This is a genomic window from Mucilaginibacter calamicampi (assembly GCF_042676765.1).
Classification (GTDB): Bacteria; Bacteroidota; Bacteroidia; order Sphingobacteriales; family Sphingobacteriaceae; genus Mucilaginibacter; species Mucilaginibacter calamicampi.
Map to the genome: position 1 here is coordinate 197,382 of NZ_JBHTHU010000001.1, position 21,099 is coordinate 218,480.

14 protein-coding genes are annotated in these 21,099 nt (G+C 42.2%); 5 read left to right on the forward strand and 9 right to left on the reverse strand.

Annotated elements, in window-relative coordinates; translation table 11 throughout:
- Positions 1 to 14 precede the first annotated feature (14 nt).
- Positions 15 to 5,159: a translocation/assembly module TamB domain-containing protein gene (locus ACFQZS_RS00900; RefSeq protein ID WP_377096278.1), complete on the reverse strand. Its 5,145-nt coding sequence runs from the start codon at positions 5,157 to 5,159 to the stop codon at positions 15 to 17.
- 272 nt (positions 5,160 to 5,431) lie between these two features.
- Here ACFQZS_RS00900 and ACFQZS_RS00905 point away from each other — a divergent pair, with 272 nt between their 5' ends.
- Complete coding sequence (locus ACFQZS_RS00905) at positions 5,432 to 6,415, forward strand: type I phosphomannose isomerase catalytic subunit (RefSeq protein WP_377096281.1); 984 nt, start codon at positions 5,432 to 5,434, stop codon at positions 6,413 to 6,415.
- Between the two features lie 85 nt (positions 6,416 to 6,500).
- Here ACFQZS_RS00905 and ACFQZS_RS00910 read toward each other — a convergent pair whose 3' ends face one another.
- The 5 genes from ACFQZS_RS00910 to secA all read right to left on the reverse strand — a co-directional run bounded on the left by ACFQZS_RS00910 (position 6,501) and on the right by secA (position 13,461).
- On the reverse strand, positions 6,501 to 7,112 hold the full coding sequence (locus tag ACFQZS_RS00910) for a YdeI/OmpD-associated family protein (RefSeq protein WP_377096284.1): 612 nt from the start codon (positions 7,110 to 7,112) through the stop codon (positions 6,501 to 6,503).
- A 336-nt stretch (positions 7,113 to 7,448) separates the two neighbouring features.
- Positions 7,449 to 8,372: a hypothetical protein gene (locus ACFQZS_RS00915; RefSeq protein ID WP_377096287.1), complete on the reverse strand. Its 924-nt coding sequence runs from the start codon at positions 8,370 to 8,372 to the stop codon at positions 7,449 to 7,451.
- A gap of 31 nt (positions 8,373 to 8,403) precedes the next feature.
- The gene (locus tag ACFQZS_RS00920; protein ID WP_377096289.1) at positions 8,404 to 9,588 is read right to left on the reverse strand and encodes a M20 metallopeptidase family protein; all 1,185 of its coding nucleotides are present in this window, start codon (positions 9,586 to 9,588) and stop codon (positions 8,404 to 8,406) included.
- On the reverse strand, positions 9,585 to 10,037 hold the full coding sequence (locus ACFQZS_RS00925) for an SPOR domain-containing protein (RefSeq protein ID WP_377096292.1): 453 nt from the start codon (positions 10,035 to 10,037) through the stop codon (positions 9,585 to 9,587). Before ACFQZS_RS00925 ends, ACFQZS_RS00920 begins: the two co-directional genes overlap by 4 nt.
- 112 nt (positions 10,038 to 10,149) lie before the next feature.
- The gene (secA, locus tag ACFQZS_RS00930; RefSeq protein WP_377096295.1) at positions 10,150 to 13,461 is read right to left on the reverse strand and encodes a preprotein translocase subunit SecA; all 3,312 of its coding nucleotides are present in this window, start codon (positions 13,459 to 13,461) and stop codon (positions 10,150 to 10,152) included.
- Between the two features lie 281 nt (positions 13,462 to 13,742).
- Between secA and purD the strand changes: the two genes are divergently transcribed.
- Positions 13,743 to 15,020, forward strand: coding sequence for a phosphoribosylamine--glycine ligase (gene purD / locus ACFQZS_RS00935; RefSeq protein WP_377096297.1), 1,278 nt, complete (start codon positions 13,743 to 13,745; stop codon positions 15,018 to 15,020).
- Between the two features lie 93 nt (positions 15,021 to 15,113).
- Here purD and ACFQZS_RS00940 read toward each other — a convergent pair whose 3' ends face one another.
- The 3 genes from ACFQZS_RS00940 to hemW form a co-directional block, all read right to left on the reverse strand.
- Positions 15,114 to 15,947: a DUF4349 domain-containing protein gene (locus ACFQZS_RS00940; protein WP_377096300.1), complete on the reverse strand. Its 834-nt coding sequence runs from the start codon at positions 15,945 to 15,947 to the stop codon at positions 15,114 to 15,116.
- 191 nt (positions 15,948 to 16,138) lie between these two features.
- Positions 16,139 to 16,687 (reverse strand): fasciclin domain-containing protein, encoded by a 549-nt coding sequence (locus ACFQZS_RS00945; RefSeq protein ID WP_377096303.1) that lies wholly within the window; start codon positions 16,685 to 16,687, stop codon positions 16,139 to 16,141.
- Between the two features lie 171 nt (positions 16,688 to 16,858).
- Positions 16,859 to 17,980: a radical SAM family heme chaperone HemW gene (gene hemW, locus ACFQZS_RS00950; protein WP_377096306.1), complete on the reverse strand. Its 1,122-nt coding sequence runs from the start codon at positions 17,978 to 17,980 to the stop codon at positions 16,859 to 16,861.
- A gap of 165 nt (positions 17,981 to 18,145) precedes the next feature.
- Between hemW and mltG the strand changes: the two genes are divergently transcribed.
- The 3 genes from mltG (at position 18,146) to ACFQZS_RS00965 (ending at position 21,056) form a co-directional block, all read left to right on the forward strand.
- Positions 18,146 to 19,183, forward strand: coding sequence for an endolytic transglycosylase MltG (gene mltG / locus ACFQZS_RS00955; protein WP_377096309.1), 1,038 nt, complete (start codon positions 18,146 to 18,148; stop codon positions 19,181 to 19,183).
- A gap of 118 nt (positions 19,184 to 19,301) precedes the next feature.
- The gene (locus ACFQZS_RS00960) at positions 19,302 to 20,279 is read left to right on the forward strand and encodes a DUF4271 domain-containing protein (RefSeq protein WP_377096311.1); all 978 of its coding nucleotides are present in this window, start codon (positions 19,302 to 19,304) and stop codon (positions 20,277 to 20,279) included.
- 18 nt (positions 20,280 to 20,297) lie between these two features.
- Positions 20,298 to 21,056 (forward strand): uroporphyrinogen-III synthase, encoded by a 759-nt coding sequence (locus ACFQZS_RS00965; protein ID WP_377096314.1) that lies wholly within the window; start codon positions 20,298 to 20,300, stop codon positions 21,054 to 21,056.
- Positions 21,057 to 21,099: the final 43 nt, after the last annotated feature.

Below are 21,099 nucleotides of genomic sequence, written 5' to 3' on the forward strand. Positions count from 1 at the left end.
GCCTGCATGCGGTATTAATTCACTTTCACCGAATCCATTTTTATAGGTTGCGACTCGGCCTTTTTATTTTGTATATCCTCTTTACGCTCTTTCTCTTCGTCCTTACGTTTTTCCTGTTCTTTATATCGTTTTTGCGCTTCTCTATCTTCCCTGCTTCTTCTAAAAATCCGCGAAAATTTATTATAATCTACAGTAAGGGTAAAGCCAACGCCGGTCTCAATTATCTGGCCCTGTATCACTACATATTGCTCGCGGCGGTATGCGCGTAACGTGTACCGGCCATCCTTACTTAACTTGTAATTTACCGAAAGGTTTCCGGCGATGTTGGTAGTTTTTTCGCCTTGCTGCGCACCCTCCAGGTTAAAGTTATTGCCTACCGAAACCGTCAGCCTGTCGTCAAGGAAACGTTTGGACAGCCCTACATTCAGGTCCGTTCGGTTAGTGGCTGTGCCTGATGCGTAGTCTTCGCCCGAGGTGAGGCCGAAATCAAGGGCGACACCTTGTATAAGGTCGCCGGCCAGTTTATTCAACTGGTCAGATAAAAGGCCGCTTACGCTATTGCGTACCACACTACTAACAGTAGTGCTACCTCCCTGGCTCGCAAGCGGATTATCGCCAATAAAGTGGCCAAGCACCAGCACGCCCAATACCTGTTTATTCAGCTCATTTGGATCCTGCCTGATCTGACTAAGCCGGGAATTAACCGTAGTAACCACTGTTGGAGAAACTGTGTAAGTACTATCGGGCAATACTATATCAAAACTGATATCAGGCTTCATCAATTCGTTCTTTAAACTAAGGTTCACATTAAATGGAAGCTTCTGTTTATACTGTACCTGGTTCTCTGAGCCTCCTAACTGATCGGCCACCAAATCAATAGGAGGTACGTTGGCTACGTAAACGGCTGTCAGATCAATGTTGGCGCTGGTTGGGTCTCCCGTCCACGTAATGGTACTGCCTTTTTTGAAAGTGAATGTGCGTTTTACCGTTGCATAAGATAACGCGTATGATCCCTGTTCCACTTCGTAAGTGCCCGTAAGACTTATTTTTCCGCTTTTATCTATACCACCGTTAAGATTAGCTGAACCACGCAGATGAACAACATCGCCGTTGCGCTCATCAATAACTATGTTAAAGTTTGCTTCTTTTTTAATGATGATTGTAGCAGTAACATCCATGCCTGTAAGCTCAGATTGTTTAAGCGAATCCAGTTGACGCGCTATCAAAATAGAATCCAGATTTTCCGAACTCTCGTCAAAAAACTCAACTACGCCTTCCCTGTCCTCTACCCCCGGATCATTTGTTGGCAGCACAACGGTAAGGTCTGTTTTTTCATTTACGGTAAGCCGGGCATCAACTACCGGCAAAGATTGCGTGCCGCGAATCCGGATATCGCTATCTAAATAAAGCTTGCCGTAATAAAGCTTGTTATCGGCGCGTGTAGAGTTCATCACCCTAAAATTTCTTGAAGTGATATCCAGGCCGAAGCGGAAATCGGTATACGTTTTAGTGAAAAGTTTTCCGCTAATTACCGCCTTATTATTAGTTGAATCTACCAGCGTAAATTCATTAAATACTATACCCTCCTCGTTAAAAGTTATACTTTCGCGCGGCATGGTAAAATAGGAGTTAAGCATGGCCACATTAAAACCAACATTATTAAAATTAACGTCGCCGCGTATGGCAGGTGCTGCAGTAGTCCCCGTTATTCGTAATGTGCCGGTTATATCGCCTTTGGCATTGCGTATAGCACCAAAGCTAAAACCCTCAACACTCTTTACATTGAGCTTAACTATATTGAGGGTCATCTCCAATTTGCCTGATGGCTCGGTGTAGTAGAGACCATTCAGATCAACCTGGTTGCCTTTACCTGTAATGCTTACGTTTGTGGCTATAGCGTTGGCGGTTTGGTTATTGGCTTTAATTGCTATGTTGCCAACTGTATCGCCTTTAAAACTAAAATCGGCAATGTTTAGTGCCGCTGTAAACTCTGGCGTTGATTGAAAATTTGCTACCCGTGCCTCGCCGTTTATAACGCCGCCAACCTGTAACGAATCTTGCTGGGCGATGGTAGTAAGGGTTTCGATATGAAAGTTGCGGAAATTAACCGTAATGGGCGAATTCATTTCAACCGAACTGCTGTTAACGCTCAATACCTGATCTGCATTGGTAAGGTTTAAATTGCGGGCATTTATGCCGTTGTTCCCAAACAGCAACGCATTATCGGCATTTACGGCCCAGGCTACATAATTAAGCAGCAATCCGTTCTGAGCAAAACTAAACTGGTACTGGTTGGGTAATACATTTAAAGCCCCGGCTATGCGGTAGCGCTCTTTTTTATTAATATCCCGCACCTGCAAACTAACATTTAATTTATTGTTTTGCGCTAAACCCGTAACACTGGTATTCAAAAGATCAATTGATGATGACGCTTTTATTTCATCGGCGGTTAGACTGTAATTAAGGGCATTGTTGGCTGTATTAATATTAAGTTTAGTGTTATTAATAACATTACTGCCGTACACAACTTTAGGTATGTTACCATTAACTACTAATTCGCCGGTAGCGCTATTAAATCTACCGGTGATATTAATCGGGTCAAGCTGCTTTAGGTCCGGTGCAAACTGCTCAAGCAACGGTGTTTTTACCACACGTATGCTAAACCTGGCCTGTTGCGGTTGGTACCCCGGCTTAGCGGCAATAACAGTTGGTGTGCCGGTAGTTGCCAAACCGGTATCAAAATATTTGTTGATCACATCCTGCACAGCAGTGCCTATTTGCGTAAGCTGATATTTGCCGCTCATGTTGATTGATACTATAGACGATTTAAGCGCGAGCGTGCTGCTGTCTGCAGTGGCGGTAGATACCAGGGTGATGGTATCCATCCTGATACGCTGGTCCTTGTTCACTACCAACAGGTCAGTTGCTTTTATAGTGGCATTCAGATAATCCGGATCGGCAGTTGGCACGTCTGCTATTATTTTACCGTGGATGCGCATTACATCTTTTGTAAAGCCCAGCTTTTGCAAATCAAGGCTATCAATCAGGAATGTGCCGCTAACAGCAGGATATTTTTTGCTCATGTTAGCTTTGGCATCCAGCGCGAATGATATGTTCGGATCGCGCATGGTTGCTTTGGCGGTATAACTACCGTTGGTGCCGGTGGCTTTTAAATTGAGGTTTTTGTAAGTGTAGCCCTTAACATATGCTGATGCCACATTTCCATCAAGATCAATACTGGCGGTTTTTGGATCGAGACCGCGGCCTTTAACTTTTGCCGTCATGGTAACCATGCCTACGGTTTGGGTTTGTTTGGTAAGCGCCCCAATGTTGAGCTGATTGGCTTTAATATCGGCAGCGTAAGTTGCATTTTTCTTGCTGTTGCCGTTTTTAAGTGATCCCACCAGATCAACCGCCCCATAACTTGAGCGCAAGTTTAGTTTAGTGTTGAAACTATTCATGCTGCCCTTAAAAGTTCCTTTCAGATTCATGGCAGCGGGAATACTTACATTGGATGGTATGGTACCAGCAGGAACGAGTTTAGCAATATCACTACTTGTGGTTCTAAAATCGGCTATGTTTACATCAAAGTAAGCCTTGTTCATATTGGGTAAACCCTTAAGCCTTGCTGATGCTTTTATATATGTATTACCCAATCCGCGTATCTCCAGTTGCGGAATATTAAGATTATCAACCCGGCCTGCCATTCGCCCGTCAATCCGTATAACCGCGTTTGGCGAACTCTTGAAGGGTTCCATGGTACGCATGGTCGGCATCAGCAATAAAACATCGCGCAGGGCCAGCTTGCTGCCGTTCAGGTTGGCATTAATGTACAGCTGACCAATATTTTTGGTGATGGCTTCGATAGATGGATAAGTAACCTGCACCTGTTTTTGTATAACCGTTTGCGGGGTTTCAAAAAGCAGATCATTCATATAACCGCTCTTGGGGCCATATAAAAATGCGGTATGGAAGTTTTTAACTATCAATCCGCTTTGCTCATTAAAAGTCACGTGGTTAACCTTACCTGCTATCGTATCCGGACTGTAAGCCAGATCGGTTAAATTAACGTTCAGATTGCGCAGGTGCATGTGTGCGAAATCAACGCCCTTTCGCAGTGGGGCCTGTGCATCGTTATCAAATTTAATATCATTATCAACCAAACTAATTTTACCCAAAGATGCACGCCATGCCGATTTGTTGGGGTTGGATGCAAGTGTATCCAGCTTTTTAACCACCTGCTCTACAGCTTTTGTTACGGTTTTAGGTTTGGCAAAACGCAATGCCGCGCTTGAGGTATTCAGTTCGATATTTTTAACTACAACGTTTTGGTTTTTCAGGTCGATCTTATCCATCTCAACCAAAAACTGCCCCAGATCAACGCTGGCATCCATTTCGGCACCACGGTAGTCTACTTTTATCTTTTTCAGATCAATTATCCCTAAACTCAGATCAAGATTTAGCGGCGTTACAGCAGTATCAACTTTTGCAACTTGCCCTATGGTTGACCCTGCAGGCGTTTGTATTATTGTAGCGTTTACGTTGGTAAGGTTAATGCGCGGTACACTGAACTTCATTTTATCCAGGTCGAACTCTTTTACACGCGTATCAAAATGGCCCAGAATAAATTTCACATCGTTACCTGTAGTAAGATCCTTGTATGATACATTGATACGATCTAATATCACCTTATCAACAGAAAATTTCATGGTAGAGGTTGTGTCTTCCGGCTTAGGCTCCTTCTTTTGCTCGCCGGCAAAGGCTTTAATAATGTAGTCGAAATTAAAAACGCTGTCCCTACCCCGGTATATTTTGGTGGTGATGCCTTCCAGATTGATCTCGTTTATCTCAACCTGGTTGTTTAGCAGCTTAAGCATGCTAATGTCAACCTTAAGTTTATCGCCCGCTATAAGGGTGTCTTTTTTTTGATCTTCGAAGTAAACATCTTCTAATACCAATAATTTAGGAAGCCCAAGGCTAATGTGCCCTATCTCTACTTTGGTGTGAATTTTATTTTCAAGAAAAGTTACCGCTTTGTTTTTTACAAAGTTTTGTACGGCGGGAACCTGTATTAAAACAACTACAAGCAATATCAAAATAACGACACTTGCAATTATCCAAAGAATGGTTTTTAAAGCTATACGTCCAAATCGTCCCAATTTTGTGGCTATTTATAAGGATTAAGTAATACCTGTTTGTTATAAACAAATAGTATGCAAAAAGTTTGGTGTATTTATGCTCAAATTAAGGAAATTGGTGCCAATGTCGAAATGAGTTCAATTCAAGCCATCGTAAGCACAAGTGATAGTCAATTTCCATTAGTTTAATATTTATAGTTTAGCTTAAGTATTTATAAACTCAAAACTAATAAATCAATTAACCGTTTTGCTTTTGGTGATTTACTGATAACTTAACACAAAAATTGAATAGCATGTCTGAAGCATTATATCCTTTAAAATTTAAAACCATTTACAAAGACAAGATCTGGGGCGGCCAAAAGATAAAAAATTATCTGCATAAGGATTTTGGTAACCTGCCCAACTGTGGCGAAACCTGGGAAATATCGGGTGTGAAAAGTGATGTATCTGTGGTAGATGGCGGCGCGCTGGACGGAGAGTCGCTGCCTGACCTGTTAGAGCAATATGGTGCCGAACTGGTAGGGAAGAAGGTGTATGATCATTTTGGCAATATATTTCCGCTGCTGGTAAAGTTTATTGATGCTAACGAGGATCTTTCGATACAGGTACACCCTGATGATAAGTTGGCTAAAGAGCGCCATAACTCGTTCGGGAAAACAGAGATGTGGTATGTTATTGAAGCGGACCCGGGTTCTACGCTAATTGCCGGATTTAACCAGGAGCTGACGCAGGAGAAATATCTGGAAGTTTTTAACAGCGGCCATTTAATGGATGTGCTGAACAAGGAGGATGTAAGTGCTGGCGATGTTTTCTTTTTACCTGCAGGCCGTGTACATACCATTGGTAAGGGCTTGCTGATAGCCGAGATACAACAGACATCTGATATCACCTATCGCATTTATGATTTTGACCGTGTTGACGATAAAGGCAACAAGCGCGAGTTGCATGTTGAGGAGGCTTTAGCTGCAATCGACTACAAGTTATATCCGGAGTATAAAACAAAATACCAGCCTGAAAAAAACGAGACGGTGCATTTAGTTACCTGCCCGTATTTTACTACTAATATCTTAGATTTTACAGAGAACACTAATAAAGATTACAGCGGACTTGATTCGTTTGTAATACACGTTTGCGTAGAGGGGGCTTATACCATTAAACACAACGGCGAGGCTTACCCTGTTAAAATGGGCGAGTGTATATTGCTGCCGAAAACTATTGATAAAATAGAAATAGCAACTACTTCAGGGTTTAAGATATTAGAGAGTTATATTGAATAAGCCCCACCCAACCCTCTCCGGAAGGGAGGGCTTTTAAAACCCGGAAATAAAGTCTCCCCTTCCGGGGGAGATTTAGAGGGGCTGTCTACTTATACTTCCAATGTCTTGATTTTCCTTCGGTAAGCCATTCAATGGCGGTCAACATGCGTTTTTCGCGGGTGGCTTCTGTTTTGGCTTCGGTTATCCATTCAAGGTATTCTCTTTTGTGGGAGGCGCTAAAATTTTCAAAGGCGGCCAGTGCTTTGGGTTCGTTTGCCAACACTTGCGCAAAGTAATCGGGCATGGGTATTTCGGCCTTTGGTTTAGCTGTGGTAGTCTTTAGATTGCCCTTAACGCCGTTTTCGTTTAGCGCTACGGCTTGGGTGATAAAATCTACTAAAACCTCATCAGAAGGCAGTTCTGCAAGCGAAGTAATACGGCCAAAGCTGCCTGCGGCAGCTTGCTCGCCGGCATTGATTATACCCTTGGGGTCATTTAATGCCGAAGCTTTCCAAAAGCCAAACGCTGCATGTTGTTTAAACGAGGCCATTTGGCAAACCGGGCCCTTATAATCAAAAAAGGGCATGCCCCATTTTACGGTTTCTGTTATCTGCGGGGCGGCACCATGCACCAGTTGACGGATATGCAACAGGATAGGTTTGGCAAAGTCGGCTGCTTTTTCAATGTAAGCATCTATGCGCGGATCGTATTTTTCCATAATACCAAGATAGTGTTTTTGGAAAAAGAAAGAAAACATGCGAAAACGTAAACTTTATCGAGTCAATTGCAATAGCTTATTGTCCCACGCGGATGTGAGACAAAATGGGACAAGTGGGACAGAATTTTACTTTAAGTGGCTGTAAGTTAACATTTTGATGTTTTTCGTTGGGACAAGTTGAGACAACTTATTCGTCAGGAAATTTAGCTGTAAAATGTAGGTAAATTATTGTAATTCAGTATGTTGTAAAATGTGAAAAATTTACACTTTTTTGGGACAAAAACGGGACAAGAAATGTGGTAAATTTTAGCAAGCATAGCCGCCTCAATCTCCCGTTTAATGGTACTCTTTCTGCGTTATCAAAAAACTGGCCCGCTCTTCTTTGTGTAAAGGCACGTCCCAGTTGCCCTGGTAGCTGATCTTAGCCGGCAGCAGCTTATCGCGAAAGGGGACAAGCTCAATATTCATCTTCACATCAAAATCAAACAGCAGGTTGCTGTATTTCATATCCACGTAACGACCCAATATTTTAAAATCGCGCACATCAAATATGGTGGTAAGCTCGTTTATCATCACGTCACCATCCGCAATACTGGGCTTACGGATCACTTTAAAACGATAAACAGGGATGGAATCTAAATAGGTACCGCGTGCAAACTGATAAAAATAGAATTGGCGCATATCCTTACCAAAGATCTCCGTCTTTTTACTCAAAAAAGGTATCCCGCTTATTTTACGCCCCGGCTGAAAGATGAGCATTTTCAGCTTGTCTTTATAAGAACCATTTTTGCCGTCGGTAGAAGGCAATCGTTCGCCGCTGGTAAAATCAGACTTATACGCGTTATCAAAAATATAGTCAAACATCTCTAAGGTGTACAGATCATATTTACCGTTCTTTTTATACAACTTACCCTTATCCTGTTTTACAAGGTATTCTACTTTTGATTTATTGCCGGTCATGGTGCGGCGCACCTTGCGGTAGATCTCACCTTCAATTTTATTCTTTTTATCGTAAGTATAAAGGTGATTTTCGGCCACAAAACTATATCGTTTCATATCGCGGAACGCTTTGTAAAAACCGGTATCGGCTACTACAGCATCGATAAAATCCTGTTCTGTAAGTTTATGCGCCCTGATGTTGACTACCGCCGTGTCTATAACAATAGTAAGCGTAGTATCGGGGTTATAACGCTGAGCTTTTGAGCTGTCGGAAGCTGAAAGCAAAAAGACTAAAGCTAAAAGCAGCTTTATACAGACCATAGTCCGTGGTCCATAGTATAAGGACTTCATACTAATTACCCAACTGTTTTACGGCAAGGTACGCCATAAGGCCAACGCTGGTTTCTAAGGCAGTTTCTTCTATATCAAAAGTTGGTGTGTGTACAGATGAAGTAATTCCCCTGCTTTCGTTACGGGTACCCAGGCGATAAAAGCAGGAATCGGCCACTTGCGAGTAATAGGCAAAATCCTCGGCAGCCATCCATATATCAAGGTCAAGTACGTTCTCTTTACCCAAATAATCTTCGGCAAAGCCACGCACGTTATTGGTCAACACAGGTTCGTTTATGAGATAGGGATAACCTTTAACTATGTTAAAATAAACAGTACCGCCCATGCTTTCTACCAAACCTTCGGCCATTTTTTTCATTTTAATATGCGCCTCTTTACGCCAGTCTTCATCCATTGTACGGAAGGTACCTTCCAGGTAAACCTCATTAGGGATAACGTTAGTGGCACCGTTGGCAATTACTTTACCGAATGATAACACGCATGGGCTTTTAGGATCAGAAAAACGGCTAACTATCTGCTGCAACGCGGTTAACATCTGCGCTGTAATAATTACCGGGTCAATATTTTGCTGCGGCTGCGCGCCGTGGCCGCCTTTACCTTTTACAGTAACATACAATTCATCAGTAGATGCCATGTATTTGCCCGCGCGGAAACCTACTTTACCGGCATCAATCAAAGGCATTACATGCTGACCAATTACTGCAGATGGTTTTGGATTTTCCAGAACGCCCTCCTTTATCATTAAGCTGGCACCTCCGGGTAATTTTTCTTCAGCCGGTTGAAATATAAGTTTTATGGTACCACCAAATTCGCTTTTAAGCTCAGTTAATATGGTTGCTACGCCTAATAACGATGATGTGTGTACATCATGCCCGCAAGCGTGCATAACACCCACATTTTTTGATTTGTAGGGTACATCATTGGCTTCAGTAATGGGTAATGCATCCATATCCGCGCGCAGCGCAATTACCTGGTCAGATGGTTTTTCGCCTTTTAAAAGTGCTACTAAGCCATTATCCGCCATACGCTCATACGTTAAACCTAATCCATCCAGATGTTTTGCAACAAAAGCAGAGGTTTGCACCTCGCTAAAAGATAATTCAGGATGGCTGTGCAAATGGCGGCGATTAGCCACTACATCATTAAAAATACTCTTCGCTATCTGTTGTATCTTCTCTTTCATCATTGTATCTCTGCTTTTGGCGGGTTAATTTTTGCCGCCGTTATGTAAAGGCCTGTGTACCGGTATTTCATATCCTGTACCTGTTTTTCGGCCTCGAGGCGGGTCCTGAAGTCGCCGACATGAAGTTTAAAATCAGGTGTTTTGTAAGATATATAAGTGCGTATACCCGGATATTCTGCCTGAAACCGCGCCTGTATGTTATACGCTTCCTTTCGGTTGGCGCCGCTAAATATCTGAATGCGATATCCCTGCGACGAAAACTTGCCACCACCGCCTTTAACACTTTTAAGCCCGTTACGGTGCGCAATTAAGCTGTCAATACGTGCATCTTTAAAAACCTTTACTGTGCCCCGTGTTTGCGCGGTACAAAACGCCGGTATAAAAATACATATAAATAAAAAGCATCTGATCATAAGGCTAAACTTTGCTTTATAAACAGATGCTTTTTTCATTTGTTATACTTAATGTGTCATTGCGAGGTACGAAGCAATCGCAAGCATGCAAGCGTTCATGCAAAGTTCGCGATTGCTTCATACCTCGCAATGACAGTTGATTACTAAAGGCTTACGCCATACCTACACCGTGGCAGTTTTTATATTTTTTTCCGCTTCCGCAAGGGCAAGGGTCATTACGCCCTATTTTCTGCTCTACCCTAACCGGTGCCGCTTTTTGTATTTCGCGCAACTCATCAGGCAGACCACCACCGTCACCCTCGCCAACCAGTTCGGGTTTTGAAGTGCGCATGTTACGCATATCAGTTTTAGGCTGAGGCTTTGCTTCCTGTATTTGCTCCGGTTCCTGCTGGCTGGCAATGCCACCTCTGAAAAGGAAGCTCACTATCTCTTTATTAACAGTGGCCAGCATCTGGCGGAACAGCTCAAATGCTTCAAACTTATAAACCAGTAAAGGGTCCTTTTGTTCGTAAACGGCGTTCTGCACAGATTGCTTTAACTCGTCCATTTCACGCAGGTGCTCTTTCCAGGCATCATCTATCAGGAAGAGGGTAACGTTTTTCTCGAATGATTTTACCACTTCAACACCACCATTATCTACCGCCTTTTTAAGCGGAACCGCTACCTGTAAACCATGCACACCATCTGTAAACGGTACCATTATATTTTCTATAACACTTCCGCGCGATGTATAAACATCTTTTAATACCGGGTAAGCCTGTTGCGCTATCGCTTCAGACTTGCGTTTGTAGAAATCTGATACCTCTGCAAATACCTTATCAACTAATTTGCTTAGTGTTGTTCCTGTAAAATCCTCCTGGCTGATCTCTGTATCTACAGAGAACAAGCGGATGAGTTCTAAGGTAAAGCCTTCAAAGTTGTTTTGTTCTTTATACTCGGTTACTACATCCTCAACTACATCAAAAATGGTGTTGTTAAGGTCAACATCCAGGCGCTCGCCAAACAAAGCGTTTTTACGTTTAGAATAAACAACGGTACGCTGCGAGTTCATTACGTCGTCATACTCCAGCAAGCGTTTACGTATACCAAAGTTGTTCTCTTCTACCTTTTTCTGTGCCCGCTCAATTGAGTTGGAGATCATAGAGTGTTGTATCACTTCACCCTCCTCAATACCCATACGCACCATCAGGTTAGAGATCCTTTCTGAGCCGAACAAACGCATCAGGTTATCCTCTAACGATACAAAGAACTGAGATGAACCCGGGTCGCCCTGGCGGCCTGAACGACCACGTAACTGGCGGTCAACACGGCGGCTCTCATGGCGCTCAGTACCCACAATGGCTAAACCACCGGCTTCTTTTACACCCTCGCCTAATTTTATATCCGTACCACGGCCAGCCATGTTGGTAGCAATGGTTACCGTACTGGCTTTACCGGCCTCTGCAACAATATCGGCCTCTTTCTGGTGCATTTTGGCATTCAAAACATTGTGTTTTATGCCACGCAGCTTAAGCATACGGCTCAATAATTCAGATATCTCAACAGATGTTGTACCCACTAATACCGGGCGACCCTCTGTAGTTAATTTAACTATTTCATCGGCAACGGCATTGTATTTTTCGCGAATGGTACGATAAACCAGATCCTGCATATCTGCACGGCTGGTTGGCGTGTTGGTTGGTATTTCAACCACATCGAGTTTATAGATCTGCCAAAACTCTCCTGCTTCGGTAACAGCGGTACCCGTCATGCCGCAAAGCTTGTGGTACATCCTGAAATAGTTTTGCAGGGTAATGGTTGCAAAAGTTTGTGAAGCATCTTCTACTTTCACATTCTCTTTAGCCTCAATAGCCTGGTGCAAACCATCAGAGTATCTGCGGCCATCCAACACACGGCCGGTTTGCTCATCAACTATCTTTACTTTGCCTTCATCAAGAATATACTCGGTATCTTTTTCAAATAAGGTATAAGCTTTCAATAACTGATTAACCGAGTGGATACGTTCAGATTTGATAGAAAAATCGCGCATCAGCGCATCTTTAGTTGCCAGTTTTTCTTCGGCAGAAAGGCCTGATTTTTCAATCTCAGCTATCTCTGTACCTACATCAGGCATCACAAAGAAAGACGGGTCTTCGCCTGAAGCGGTGATCAATTCTATACCTTTTTCAGTTAATTCAACCTGATTGTTCTTTTCATCTATAACAAAAAACAGTTCAGCATCAGCTTTAGGCATTTCCTTATTTTGGTCCTGCATGTAATAACCTTCTGTTTTTTGCAGTAAGCTGCGGTTCCCGCCCTCGCTCAAATATTTTATTAAGGCTTTATTTTTAGGTAAACCACGGTGGGCGCGTAATAAAGCTAAACCGCCTTCTTCAACACCTGTATTACCGCTGGCAATCGCTTTTTTAGCTTCGTTTAATACGCCGGTTATATAATTACGCTGGGCATTAACCAAACGCTCAATGCGCGGTTTTAATTCGTAAAACTCATGCTCGTCACCACGCGGTACAGGTCCCGAAATGATCAACGGAGTACGGGCATCATCAATTAATACCGAGTCAACCTCATCCACCATTGCGTAGTGTAGCTTGCGCTGTACCAGTTCTTCCGGGCTGCGTGTCATATTGTCACGCAGGTAATCAAAACCAAACTCGTTATTGGTACCAAAAGTAATATCAGCTAAATAAGCTTTGCGCCGCTCTTCGCCGTTAGGTTGGTGTTTATCAATACAATCAACTGATAAGCCGTGGAATTCATACAAGGGCCCCATCCATTCAGAGTCACGGCGTGCCAGATAGTCATTCACGGTTACAATATGCACACCCTGACCGGCCAGCGCGTTAAGGTAAGCAGGCAAAGTAGCCACCAAAGTTTTACCCTCGCCTGTAGCCATTTCTGATATTTTACCCTGGTGTAATACAACACCCCCTATTAGCTGTACATCATAATGTACCATGTTCCAGGTAACCTCATTACCTGCAGCCAGCCATTTGTTATGGTGAATAGCCTTATCGCCTTTTATTATAACGTTTTGTTTTTTTGCGGCCAGCTCGCGGTCAAAATCGGTAGCGGTAACTTCAATGGTTTCATTTTCTTTAAGCCTGCGGGCGGTTTCTTTAACCACCGCAAAAGCCTGCGGAAGAATTTCCATCAATATTACTTCCAGTTCTTTATCCCTGTCTTTCTGTAACTTATCTAATAAGGTGTACAGCTCAATTTTTTCGCTTACTTCCAGTTTAAGATCCTCTTCGCTGCGGGTTTTCGCGTCCAGTATCTCAGCATCTATTTTTGCCAGACCTTCCTTTATAGTTTCTTTAAAATATATGGTTTTGGCCCGCAGTTCATCGTTACTCAACTGATCAAGCTTGGCAAACTCAGCCTTTATTTTCTCTACTATAGGCGTAATAGCTTTTACGTCCCGTTCTGATTTGCTTCCGAAAAGCTTACTGATAAAATTTAACATAATATTTGGTTGTTGCAGCAGCTAACTCAATAACTGCGCCATTGGTAATCAAAAAGTCATAATGGCAGGCAAAGATAGAATTAATGTGCAAATATGCAGATGTGCGTACGTGCAAATGCCCGTCAATTCTTTAATTTTAATGTTGAGCTATTATTGACCAAAGGGTAACGGTATTTTTCAAATTTTCTTATTTCGCATCTTCATATTTGCATATCTGCTTATTAAAAATCCGCACATCTGCACATTCGCACATCTGCCCATCAAATATTATCTTTGCCCGCATGAATATTCTTATCATCGGTTCGGGCGGTCGCGAAAGCGCCTTTGCCTGGAAACTAAGCCAAAGCCCTAAATGCAGTCAACTTTTTATTGCTCCCGGTAATGCCGGTACCGGGCAGTATGGCACCAATGTTAATATTGCCGTTACTGATTTTGAAGGCCATAAACAGTTTGCCTTGGCTAATGCTATTGATATGGTTTTAGTTGGCCCGGAAGAACCTTTGGTTAAAGGGATCCACGATTTTTTTCTGAACGATGAACAGGTAAAACATATCCCGGTGATAGGCCCGCAAAGCGAAGGTGCCCAGTTAGAGGGGAGTAAAGATTTCTCCAAGCAGTTTATGACGAGGCACAATATCCCGGCTGCAGCTTCAAAAACCTTTACGCAGGATACTTTACAGGATGGCCTGGCCTACGTCGCCACAATTGGCTTGCCTGTTGTTTTAAAAGCCGATGGCTTGGCCGCGGGTAAAGGAGTATTGATATGCACTACCGTTGAAGAAGCACAATTGGAACTGGTTGAAATGCTTACCAATGCCAAGTTTGGCGCTGCAAGCGCTAAGGTGGTTGTTGAGCAGTTTTTGCAGGGTATTGAGCTGTCTGTTTTTGTTTTAACGGATGGCAACAATTATAAAATATTACCATCAGCTAAAGATTATAAACGCATTGGCGAGGGTGATACGGGTTTGAACACAGGTGGTATGGGTTCTATTTCGCCGGTGCCGTTTGCAGATGAGGAATTTATAAAAAAGGTAGAGGACAGAGTGATCATACCGACCATTGAAGGTTTGAAAAAGGACTGCATACCTTATAAAGGATTTATTTTTATCGGCCTGATGAATTGCGATGGCGATCCGTACATGATAGAATATAACTGCCGCATGGGCGATCCGGAAACAGAAAGCGTATTGTTGCGTGTGGAAACGGATCTTCTTGATCTTTTATCAGGCGTAGCCGAAGGTAACCTTAACGAAAAAGAGCTAGCCATATCTGATAAAGTTGCTGTTACCATAGTATGCGTTGCGGGTGGCTATCCCGGTGAATATTTGAAAAATAAAGTGATAACAGGTATTGAGAATGTGCGCGGTTCGCAGGTATTCCACGCCGGAACTTCCTTAAATGCCGAAGGGGAGGTAATAGCTACCGGTGGTAGGGTATTGGCCATCACTACCTTGCAGGACAATCTGTTCAATGCCTTACAGCAGGCAACTGCAGATGCCAGCCGTATATATTATGATGGCGTATACTTTAGGAAAGACATAGGGTTTGATCTGATATAAATTTTAAATTGTCATTTCAAGGTACGAAGCAATCGCACGGAAAAAAGCCTTGTGCTCAGTTCGCGATCGCTTCATGCCTCGTAATGACAAAAACTATGCAGAAACCTGTTTAGCAGCTTTTTTCTTTCTGAAAACAATTACACCATACGTAACTGCTGCTATTGCAATAATGAAGGGCCAAAGGTGCAAAACACCTATAACAAACTCAGTAAAATAAAACCATCCTGTTGAAAGTGCCAGGCCTATCCGTTTAGTTAATGGCAGACTGTAGGTGCTCAGATCTTCGTTAGCCAAAACTTCTGCTTTAACAATATTATTTTCGGAAAGCTTTAAAGTTAATGTGCTGTAGTTAGCGGCTTGCTCCGTACGGAGGTTGGCTACTTTCCTGTCTACAATGTTATCAGCTACGGCTAAAATGCTATCCGCAGTTGTATTGGTTGTGGGTTTAATTTTTTCGCGTAGCTTTACAGATTTTTCCCTGTTGTTGGTCTTTAAAACTTCTGCAACGTAGTCGATAGTATGGTCTTCAACATCCATGGTGCGTGTATCAACGTACGTGCTTAAATGATTTATTGAATCCATAAACGCTTCAATAAAATTGGACGGAACCTTAACCGTCATATCAGCATAGGTATTAAAAACAGTGAGTTTCTTTATAGAATCGTCGCTTAATTTAATCTCACGGCTGCTTACTATTTCCGATCGCATATTGTGGTGCATCACCATACCCTCTTTCTGACTAACCAGCTTTGATATTTTTTCGGCAGCCAACTGAACGTTTTTAACTTTTAACTGCATATCCGCGGTTTTAACCAGCATGGTATCCTGCATCAGGCTGTCAATATCCATAGCTGCTTTTTCTTCATAACCTTTGCATGCGGCGAGCATGGCGATGCCGGCCAGCATCACTAATAATTTTGCTTTCATAATGTTTAAAGATTTTAAATCAGGTTTAAAATCCCCTTGGTACCGGCCGGTGTTTGTGGGGTTGTTTTCGTTTTTTAATTGATACCAAAAAGCAATAAAAAGTAACCCTATAAGCAATAAATAAATTCTGATACAACAAAAAAGGCCTCCACATGGGAAGCCTCTTTGTTTCATTAGGTAGATAGAATAATTTACTTAGGCATTAATACGGTATTAACTACGTGTATTACACCATTACTTTGAAAAACGTCAGCAATGGTTACCCAAGATTTTCCGCCTTTTTCGTCAACCAAGTATACTTTGCCGCCTTCTTCTTTAGCCCAAAGTTTACCACCCTGCACTGTAGTAATTTCAAAAGAACCTTTACCTGCTTTTATTTTTGCAGCAATTTCAGCAGCGCTCCATTTACCGGCAACTACGTGGTAAGTTAAAATTTTGGTTAGCGTTGCTTTGTTCTCTGGTTTTACCAATGTTTCAACGGTACCTTTTGGAAGTTTATTAAATGCTTCGTTGGTAGGTGCAAAAACGGTGAATGGGCCTTTACCTTTTAAAGTTTCTACCAAACCTGCGGCTTTAACTGCAGCAACCAATGTGGTATGATCTTTAGAGTTTACGGCATTATCAACAATATCTTTTGTTGGATACATGGCCGCGCCGCCTACCATTTTGGTTTGAGCAAAAGTTTTTGGGCTAATTGCAATAGCTGCTAAAGCAAACGCCGCGATAAATAATTTTTTCATAGGTTTTTAAAATTTCTTGTTGTTTGATAGCAGATACGACGGGCTGTCCCCGGTCGGTTTTTTTTGTAGGAAGGTTTCTAAGAGCGGCAGGTTTTAGGTATTTTTAAACCAAACACCCTGTAATTGCGTAGGTACGCGCCAATTATCAATGCGCTGATAAACAGTATTTTATCAAAAAAACAAGTCGGCTGCTATGGCGTCGGCGTAGAGTTTTCCGGTTGGGGTGAGGTAAATAATATTTTCTTTTTTCGTTATCCACCCGCGGTCGAAATAAGAGTCGGCGGCTTTTAGCAGCACATTTGCCGATGCCGGTGCAATCGCGTTCAGCTTATCCAGGTCAAGCCCCCACTTGGTGCGTAATGAGGTCATAATATATTCATTTAAACGGTTGCCTTCTGTCAATTCTTCCACCTCGGCAGGAATAGTATTGTTTTGAAGGGACTGGATATACTTCGCGTTATTGGCAACATTCCATTGCCGCGTATCACCATTAAAAGCGTGCGCTGATGGCCCGATACCCAGGTATTTTACGCCCCGCCAATAGTTAGCATTGTGCCGCGAGTATTGCCCGGGCTTGCAAAAGTTAGATATCTCATAATGTTCAAAGCCATGTGTAGCCATTGCATCGGTAAGTTGTTCAAACTGACGGGCGCTTTGTTGATCATTAAGCGGCGGGTAAACTTTTTTGTTGATAAAGGAAGCCAATGCCGTTCTGGGTTCCACCGTCATGGAGTAGGCCGATACATGCTGTACCTCCAACTCAAACGCTTTGGCCATATTGTGCTTCCATTTTTGTTCAGTAAGCAGCGGATAACCATAGATAAGGTCTATGGTAATATTTTCAAATCCCGCATCCTGTGCACGTTTTACTGATGCCTCTGCCTCGCCGCCGCGATGAACCCTGTTCATCCATTGTAGATCATCATCAAAAAAAGACTGTATCCCAATACTAAAACGGTTAACAGGCGTTTGCCGCAGTGCATTAACTTTAGCCTTATCCAGATCATCGGGATTAGCCTCCAGTGTTATTTCTGCATTGGCTGCTACCGTGTGGTTGTTATGTATAGCCTCAAGCAGGTGGTTCAACTCACTTTCATTCAGTATTGAAGGGGTGCCGCCGCCAAAGTAAATGGTTTCAATAGTTTCGCCCTGCAGATAGTTTTTTTGGAGCGATATCTCTTTAATAAGCGCCTGCAAAAGCTCGTCTTTGTATTTTAAAGAAGTGCTGAAATGAAAATCGCAATAATAGCACGCCTGCTTGCAAAATGGAATGTGTAGGTAGATACCGGCCATTGGGGACAAAGATAGGATAATGTGCAGATGTGCAAATATGCAGCTATGCAAATGGTTAGGTTATTAAAAATATATGCCCTGATGAAAATACCTCGATCGTAAAAAAACTTGTTCTATCTTAGTTGATATTAATTACCTGTTAGTACGTAAAAGGAGCTTCGGTCAATGAAAATTTTAAAATTTATTAGTGTTTTAGCGATTCTTGTAATCCTTGTTTTTTCATTTTGGATCTATAGATCTTTAAATGCGCCTTATTCGCACAATAAGAATAACCAATACATACAAATTCCACAAGGCTCATCACCCGGACAAATACTCGTTAAGCTTACTTCAGAAGGCATTATTTCCTCTCCAATTCCGTTGAAAATATATCTGAAAATTACAGGTACGGGCAAAGAGATGCAGGCGGGAGAATATCTGTTCAACTCGCCAATTACACCGCTTGAGGTATTGAGCGAGCTTAAAAGTGGAAAACTGCGAACTGTTAAATTAACCATTCCCGAAGGTTTTACCCGCTTTGACATTGCTAAAAGAATAACCGGGCAATTCCCTCAAAATCAAGCTGCCGGTGAAGATGCTGTATTGAAACTTACGGAGGATATTTCGCTTATTAAAGATATAGCTCCGCAAGCTAAAAATCTGGAGGGTTATATGTACCCTAATACTTATAATTTTCCGCGCGCTGTTACTACTCAGGCTATCATAAAACAAATGGTTGAGGAGTTTAAAAAGGTGTGGAAGCCTGAGTATGCAGATAGAGCGTCTGAACTGAAACTTAAACCGCACCAGATAATTACCATTGCTTCTCTTGTTGAAACAGAATCGCGGTTGGACGAAGAACGACCCGTTATAGCCTCGGTAATCTATAATCGCCTTAAAAAAGGGATGCCGCTTGGGATAGACCAGACGGCTGTTTACATAGCCAAGATGGAAAACCGTTGGGATGGGGTAATAAATAAAAGCGACCTGGAGTCAAATTCCCCGTACAATACCAGAAAAATTATCGGTCTTCCTCCGGGGCCGATTTCGTCAGTTTCTGAAAGTTCCATCAAAGCAGCCCTTTATCCTGCCACTACAAACTATATTTATTACGTTTTAAATGTTGACAAGGAGGATAAATCGCATAGATTTTATTCAACAGCGGCAGAATTTGAACGCGGAAAAGCAGCCTATCAAACGTGGTTGAAAAAGGAGCGGAAATAAAATATGGGCATACAGATGTGCAGTTGTTGAGTTGATAAAGCGGATATTGTATAAAAGCGCTTTCTGATAAGTGTATAATTTAGGTACTTTTGCTGCAATTGCTTATGCAGGCTTATAAATGCGCATAATTCTCCTTTTTCTGTTGTTAACCGTAACTGCATCTGCAACATTTGCTCAGCGCGACTCGCTGCCCAGGCGCAGAACCTACAGAAATCTGATAGCGGATACAGGAAAACTTTCAGTGCTCGACTCGATGGTATTGGCCAGCGAGGCCAGGGCGAAGCTAATTGCCGACTCAATTGCCCTGCAATACGTACGGCTTCCCGACGAGAATACAACCAACAGGTACATAGCCGAGTATGTAAATGAGCACCTATACCATGGGCGCAATTTTTTAGACATACCCTACAAAAGCAAAAGCATGTTCGGCAATGGTCATATTCGTTACTCGCGAGACAAATGGGTAATAATAGTTTTGCTGGCCCTGTTGCTTTACGCGGCATTGCTTAACTTAATATGGAATGCCGAAATTAAGCAGGTGTTCCGGTCATTTTACAGCAAACGTAGTCTGTCGCAATTAAGTGGTAAAGAAGAAAGTACCATAAGCGCCGGCGCCTTTATTGGCTTATTTGCTTTGTTTGGATTAACGTTTGGTTTGTTTTTATACCAGCTGGCCAGTTACAAAAATGTTTATTACAGCATTAGCGGTTTGGGCTTATTTTTGTGGCTGGCAACCGTTATAGTAGTATTATTTGCCGCCAAATTTTTGGTATTGAAGATGTTGGGATTTATTTTTGATGCAAAGAATGTGGTAAAGGAATATATCTCATTACTTTATCTTACTTATTTTAACGCGGCCTTTGTTTTTTTACCTGTAACGCTGTGTTTCAGCCTATTAAGTGCTGTTTTTATCCCTACTTTACTAGCAGTGGTTTTTATATTATTGATTGTGGTTTTTGCCTGGCTTTACCTGCGAAGCAGCATGAATATTATTTCGAATATTCGATTTCATAAATTTTATTTATTTATCTATCTTTGTGCCCTCGAAATTTGCCCTATTTTAATTTTGATCAAGGCGCTGAAATATAATATTTAAGTTTATACAGAGAAAGAATTGGAAGAGAGAAAGAAAAAGGTAAAAAGCATATTGGTTACATTATCAAAACCCGAAAATGATAAAAACCCTTATGCCGAGCTTGCAAAAAAGCACAATCTGAAAATTGATTTCAGATCTTTCATACATGTGGAAGGCGTACCGGCTAAAGACTTTAGAAAAGACAAGATCAATCTTGCCGATTTTACTGCTGTAATTTTTACCAGTCGTAATTCGGCCGATCATTTTTTCCGCATTTGCGAAGAAATGCGTTTTGAAGTGCCGGTTGATATGAAGTATTTCTGCCTTTCAGAAACCATTGCGCTATATCTTCAAAAATATATCCAGTACCGCAAACGAAAAATATTTTTCGGTAAGCAAACCGCCAGCGACCTGGCCGAAGTGCTGAAAAAGCATTCCGGCGAGAAATTTTTATACCCTTGCTCTGATGTGGCCGCCGAGGAAACCCAGAAGTTTTTGTTAGAAAATGGGTATGACTTTACTCCGGCCGTGCTTTTCCGTACCGTTTGCAGTGATCTGTCAGACCTTGCTGAGGTTTTTTATGACGTTATCGCGTTTTTCAGTCCGTCAAGTATCCAATCGCTTTATAAAAACTTTCCAGATTTTAAGCAAAACAACACGCGTATTGCAGCTTTTGGCGCTACAACGCATAAAGCTGTTTTAGAGGCGGGTTTAATATTGGATATACCAGCCCCAACACCCGCTGCTCCATCAATGACCATGGCGATAGAGCAATATGTTAAACAGGTAAACAAATAATTTCCGCTTATTTCATACATTGCACAAACTTTTTAGGCCGTTT